We start from the raw sequence: 5,443 nt of genomic DNA on the forward strand, positions 1-5,443 counted from the left end.
GCAGGGCCGCGGCGCCTGCGGAGCCGGCCGCACCGACCACGGGGGCTGCGCCCGCCGCGACGAGCAGCGCGGCACGGGCGATCCGACGGGTCAGGGGGAGGGACATGGTGCTCCTTTGACGGGAGAGAAACAGTGCTTGTCCGTCGATCGGACACTGTGACAACCCCTCGAAGGGCGGCGGAAGTTGCGGTGCGCCCGGGTAAAGAGTTGGTAATGCGGCGCCGGGGCCGCCCCGGATAAAAACGGGCAAACAAGTGTGTTCCGTCGCGGGTGGCGAACCGTCCCTTCCCAGGCGCCGCAAGGGAAGCGACCCGGACGGCCCACACCGTTCGATTCATTGGCAGAAAGACGGTCCCGGCGACCCCCGGGGGACTCGTACGGGTGACGGTCCGAACTACCGCGCGGTACGGATCTGGACGTTCGCGGCGCCCGTCGCCCTCGCGGCCGCACCGGACCCCGCCCCGTCGTCCGTACGCCAGCCCTGCCCCGCGTCCTTCGCGCTCCACACCCGGCCCGCGTAGGACACCTCGTCGATCCGCAGGACCGCCGCCTGCGCCACCGCCCACTGCGCCAGCTCCCAGCCGCGCCGCGCCGCCGCCCCGTCCTTCGCCGTACGGCCGGCCGCGTCCCCGTCCCCGGCGTTCCCGGCCTCGGACTTCACGACCGACCCCACCGGCACGAACACCTCATGGGCGGGCGTCCCCGCCGACACGCTCGCGTCCTTGGGCAGGACGCCGGGACCGAACGACCGCACGAGCTCCGCCCGTACCTTCGCCGGATCACCCGCCACCGCGCTCTCCAGCGACGAACAGGTCAGCGCCGCCGCCGCCCGGCCGGTCAGCGCCGCCGACAGCAGCGCCGCGTCCGGCTCGTGCTTCGCGTACGCCTGCGGGAAACCACTGCGCTGCACCCGCTGCGCGGCCTCGGTCAGCGGCAGCCGCGAATAACCCGGCACCTTGACCAGATGGTCGTAGAACTGCCCCGCCGCGTACACCGGATCCTGGATCTGCGCCGTCGTACCCCAGCCCTTGGAGGGGCGCTGCTGGAAGAGGCCCAGCGAGTCACGGTCGCCGTGCCCCAGATTCCGCAGCGCCGACTCCTGGAGGGCCGTCGCCAGCGCGATCGTGACCGCGCGCTCCGGCAGCCCGCGCGTGGTGCCCACCGCGGAGATCACCGCCGCGTTGGCCGCCTGCTCCGGCGTCATCTCGTACGTGGGCCCGCCGTCGCCGCTGCCCGCGCCCGCCGCCCGGACCGTGCACCGGGGCGGGCCGCCGCCCCCGGTCACGTACTGCACCACGACATAGGCCACCAGGCCCAGCAGGACGGCGAAGGCGGCCGCGATCCGCAGGGGGCGGCCACGACGGGAGGGGGAGACGGTGTCGGACACGCGCCCACCGTACTGGAGGGTCCCCCGTCCGGATCTCGCCCGTCAGGGTCCCGTTCCCCCCGCCCCGGACGATTCGTCTAGGGTCCTGTCCATGTCCGACACCGCGCTCGACCTCACCCTGGACGGACCGGCGCTCACCGCCGCCCTCGTCGACTTCCCCTCGGTCAGCGGCGACGAGAAGGCTCTCGCCGACGCGATCGAGCTGGCGCTGCGCCCGCTGCCGCACCTGACCGTCGAGCGGTACGGCAACAACATCGTGGCCCGTACGAACCGGGGCCTCGGCGAGCGGATCATCCTGGCCGGACACATCGACACCGTCCCCATCGCGGACAACGTGCCCTCCCGGCTCGACGACAACGGCATCCTGTGGGGCTGCGGCACCAGCGACATGAAGTCGGGCGTCGCCGTCCAGCTGCGCATCGCCGCGACGGTCCCCGAGCCCAACCGCGACCTCACGTTCCTCTTCTACGACAACGAAGAGGTCGCCGCCGACCTCAACGGCCTCGGGCACGTCGCCGAGGCCCACCCCGACTGGCTGGAGGGCGACTTCGCCATCCTGCTGGAGTCCTCCGACGGCGAGGTCGAGGGCGGCTGCCAGGGCACCCTGCGGGTCCTCCTCCGTACGGAAGGCGAACGCGCCCACTCCGCGCGCGGCTGGATGGGGTCCAACGCGATCCACGCCGCCGCGCCGATCCTCGCCAGGCTCGCGGCGTACGAGCCCCGCAGGCCCGTCATCGACGGACTGGAGTACCGGGAGGGCCTCAACGCCGTACGGATCGAGGGTGGTGTCGCCACCAACGTCATCCCCGACTCCTGCACGGTCACCGTCAACTACCGGTACGCCCCCGACCTCGGCGAGGCGGAGGCCCTGGCCCACGTCCACGAGGTCTTCGCGGACTGCGGTGTCGCGGAGTTCGTCGTGGACGACCACTCCGGGGCGGCCCTCCCCGGGCTCTCCCACCCCGCCGCGGCGGCCTTCATGGCGGCGGTCGGCGGCACGGCCCGGCCCAAGTTCGGCTGGACGGACGTGGCGCGCTTCGGCGGGCTCGGGATCCCCGCGGTCAACTACGGCCCCGGCAACCCCCTTTTCGCCCACAAGCGGGACGAACACGTGGCCGTGGAGCGGATCACCCACTGCGAGAACCGGCTGCGGGAGTGGCTCACCGCCTGACACGAGGCCGCGCATTCCTGGACGGCTACCTGGGCGGGTGGCGGGAACGCCGGCTCTCCGCCCTGCCGACCACCGGAATTTCGCCATTTGTCACGTCCGTGGACCTACCCTTGCCGAGAACCAAGCACCGCAGCGGAGGGAGCAGCTCATGGGCATGCCTGAGGGAGCGCGAAAGCCGGAGGAGCAGCGGCTCGGACCGGTGATCCGCCGCCGGGAACAGGTACAGGCCGGCACGACCGACCAGCGGCTGCTGGACACCGAGGGCGACTCGGAATGGGTGCACACCGACCCCTGGCGGGTGATGCGCATCCAGTCCGAGTTCGTGGAGGGCTTCGGCGCCCTCGCCGAACTGCCGAGCGCGATCAGCGTCTTCGGCTCCGCCCGCACCCCGGCCGGCACACCCGAGTACGAGGCCGGCACGCGGATCGGCCGTGCCCTGGTCGAGGCCGGATTCGCGGTCATCACGGGCGGTGGCCCGGGCGCCATGGAAGCGGCGAACAAGGGGGCACGTGAGGCGAAGGGCGTCTCCGTCGGCCTCGGGATCGAGCTGCCCTTCGAACAGGGGCTCAACCCGCACGTCGACATCGGCGTGAACTTCCGCTACTTCTTCGTACGCAAGACGATGTTCGTGAAGTACGCGCAGGGATTCGTGGTCCTGCCCGGCGGCCTCGGGACCCTGGACGAACTGTTCGAGGCCCTGACCCTCGTACAGACACGCAAGGTCACCCGCTTCCCCATCGTTCTCTTCGGTACGGCGTACTGGGGCGGCCTGGTCGAGTGGCTGAGGAACACGGTCGTGGCGCAGGGCAAGGCGTCCGAGAAGGACCTTCTGCTCTTCCACCTCACCGACGACGTGGAGGAAGCGGTGGCGCTGGTCACCAAGGAGACCGGCAAGTAGTCCTTTTTGTCACGCCAGTCCCCGGCGGGCGACCGCCGGGGGCCGGTGGCCCGCGATGGACGCCACCATGTCCAGCACCTGTCGGGTCTCCGCCACCTCGTGGACGCGGTAGACCCGCGCCCCCAGCCACGCGGACACCGCCGTCGTCGCGAGCGTGCCGATCAGCCGCTCCTTGACCGGCCGGTCGAGGGTCTCCCCGACGAAGTCCTTGTTCGACAGCGACACCAGCACCGGCCAGCCGGTGTCTGCCATCTCCCCCAGCCGCCGGGTCGCCTCCAGCGAGTGCCGGGTGTTCTTCCCGAAGTCGTGGCCCGGGTCGATCAGGATCCCGTCCTCCCGCACCCCCAGCGCCCGCGCGCGCTCCGCGAGCCCCAGCGTGACGCGCAGGATGTCCGCCATCACGTCGTCGTACGCGATCCGGTGCGGACGCGTCCGGGGCGCGGCGCCGCCCGCGTGGGTGCACACCAGGCCGACGCCGTACCGCGCGGCGACCTCGGCGAGCTTCGGGTCCACGCCGCCCCACGCGTCGTTCAGCAGATCCGCCCCCGCCTCGCAGACGGCCTCGGCGACCTCGTGGCGCCAGGTGTCCACGCTGATCACCACCCCGGGGTGGCGCCGGCGGACCTCGGCGACAAAGCCGACCGTACGGCGCGCCTCCTCCTCGGCGGTCACCTCGGCACCGGGGCCGGCCTTCACCCCGCCGATGTCGATGATCGCGGCGCCCTGCGCGACGGCTTCCTCCACGCGGTCGAGGGCGGGCTCGTCGCGAAAGGTCGCGCCCTGGTCGTAGAAGGAATCGGGGGTCCGGTTCACGATCGCCATGATCACCGGCTCGTCCGCCCCGAATTCCCGCCGTCCCAGCCGCAGGGTCCCGCGCATGCGTGTTTCCTTCCTCACGTCCACTCGCCTGCGACCTTAGACCGAGCGGTACGCGAAGGTCGGAGGCGCGGGGTCGGTCCCGGGCGCGATCCCATGGCACGATCGGCACCGGACGTTTCCTGCCCGGGGAGAAGCACGTGTTCTTGTTCTTGCTCATCGCGATGGTCGTGGTCGTCGCCGGGGTCACCCTCGCGGTGGTCGGCGGCGGGGACCGCGCGGTCCTGCCCGACGTCGCGCCCGAACAGCTGGTGGACCCGCTGCCCGCGACACGCCCGGTCGGCCGCGCGGATGTCGAGGCGCTGCGGCTGCCCGTCGCGCTGCGCGGCTACCGCATGGCCGACGTGGACGACGCCCTCGGGCGCCTCGGCGCGGAACTCGCGGAGCGCGACGCGCGGATCGCCGAGCTGGAGGCGGCGCTGGCGGGGGCCCAGGCGACGGCGGTCTCCTCGCCCGACCTCTTCAAGAAGCCCGGCTGGGAGGGTCCCCGATGACCCCTGCCGCGGGGGCGGTGGCGGGAGCGGACGGGCGGCTGCGCTGCCCGTGGGGCACATCCGCGGAGGACTACGTCACGTACCACGACTCCGAGTGGGGCCGGCCCGTCCACGGCGACGACGCGCTCTTCGAACGGATCTCCCTGGAGGCGTTCCAGTCCGGGCTGTCCTGGATCACGATCCTGCGGCGGCGGGAGGGGTTCCGGGCGGCGTTCGGTTCCTTCCACATCGCGACTGTGGCGAAGTTCACGGACGCGGACCGTACGCGGCTGCTGGCGGACCCGGGGATCATCCGCAACCGCGCGAAGATCGACGCGACCCTGGCGAACGCGGGGGTCCTGGCGGGGTGGTCGCCGGGGGAGCTGGACGCCCTGATCTGGTCCCACGCCCCGGACCCGACGACGCGTCCGGCGCCGCGGACGGGGGCGGATGTTCCGGCGGTGACGGAGGAGTCGACGGCGCTTGCGCTTGCGCTCAAGGGGCGGGGGATTCGGTTTGTGGGCCCGACGACGGCGTATGCCTTGATGCAGGCGTGTGGGCTGGTCAACGATCACGTCTTGGGCTGCGAGTTCCGTTGACCGTTGCGCTTACCGATGTCCTCAATCGCCGGACGGGCT

6 protein-coding genes and 1 pseudogene are annotated in these 5,443 nt (G+C 72.2%); 4 read left to right on the forward strand and 3 right to left on the reverse strand.

What is annotated here, in order from left to right:
• A pseudogene (locus GT042_RS38635) lies at nt 1-106 on the reverse strand (ATP-binding protein); the annotation flags it as partial.
• Between the two features lie 288 nt (nt 107-394).
• A complete protein-coding gene (locus GT042_RS02635; RefSeq protein ID WP_161307082.1) occupies nt 395-1,387 on the reverse strand; it encodes a hypothetical protein in 993 nt (330 codons plus the stop codon).
• Between the two features lie 91 nt (nt 1,388-1,478).
• Here GT042_RS02635 and dapE point away from each other — a divergent pair, with 91 nt between their 5' ends.
• Both dapE and GT042_RS02645 read left to right on the forward strand, forming a co-directional pair.
• Nucleotides 1,479-2,558: a succinyl-diaminopimelate desuccinylase gene (dapE, locus tag GT042_RS02640; RefSeq protein ID WP_161307083.1), complete on the forward strand. Its 1,080-nt coding sequence runs from the start codon at nt 1,479-1,481 to the stop codon at nt 2,556-2,558.
• A 148-nt stretch (nt 2,559-2,706) separates the two neighbouring features.
• Nucleotides 2,707-3,456, forward strand: a complete 750-nt coding sequence (locus GT042_RS02645) for a TIGR00730 family Rossman fold protein (RefSeq protein WP_161307084.1) — start codon at nt 2,707-2,709, stop codon at nt 3,454-3,456.
• A gap of 9 nt (nt 3,457-3,465) precedes the next feature.
• On the opposite strand, the gene folP is transcribed toward GT042_RS02645, so the two are convergent.
• Nucleotides 3,466-4,335: a dihydropteroate synthase gene (folP, locus tag GT042_RS02650; protein ID WP_161307085.1), complete on the reverse strand. Its 870-nt coding sequence runs from the start codon at nt 4,333-4,335 to the stop codon at nt 3,466-3,468.
• A gap of 137 nt (nt 4,336-4,472) precedes the next feature.
• Between folP and GT042_RS02655 the strand changes: the two genes are divergently transcribed.
• The gene (locus GT042_RS02655) at nt 4,473-4,826 is read left to right on the forward strand and encodes a DivIVA domain-containing protein (RefSeq protein ID WP_161307086.1); all 354 of its coding nucleotides are present in this window, start codon (nt 4,473-4,475) and stop codon (nt 4,824-4,826) included.
• Entirely contained in the window at nt 4,823-5,404 is a 582-nt protein-coding gene (locus tag GT042_RS02660; RefSeq protein ID WP_161307087.1) for a DNA-3-methyladenine glycosylase I, read from the forward strand. Before GT042_RS02655 ends, GT042_RS02660 begins: the two co-directional genes overlap by 4 nt.
• Nucleotides 5,405-5,443: the final 39 nt, after the last annotated feature.

It is taken from the genome of Streptomyces sp. SID3212 (genome assembly GCF_009865405.1).
In the GTDB taxonomy this organism is placed as follows: domain Bacteria; phylum Actinomycetota; class Actinomycetes; order Streptomycetales; family Streptomycetaceae; genus Streptomyces.

Excerpts from the sequence above, each read along its gene's own strand:
- dapE (WP_161307083.1), top strand. The coding sequence starts at position 1,479 with ATGTCCGACACCGCGCTCGACCTCACCCTGGACGGACCGGCGCTCACC.
- GT042_RS02645 (WP_161307084.1), top strand. The coding sequence starts at position 2,707 with ATGGGCATGCCTGAGGGAGCGCGAAAGCCGGAGGAGCAGCGGCTCGGA.
- folP (WP_161307085.1), bottom strand. The coding sequence starts at position 4,335 with ATGCGCGGGACCCTGCGGCTGGGACGGCGGGAATTCGGGGCGGACGAG.
- GT042_RS02660 (WP_161307087.1), top strand. The coding sequence starts at position 4,823 with ATGACCCCTGCCGCGGGGGCGGTGGCGGGAGCGGACGGGCGGCTGCGC.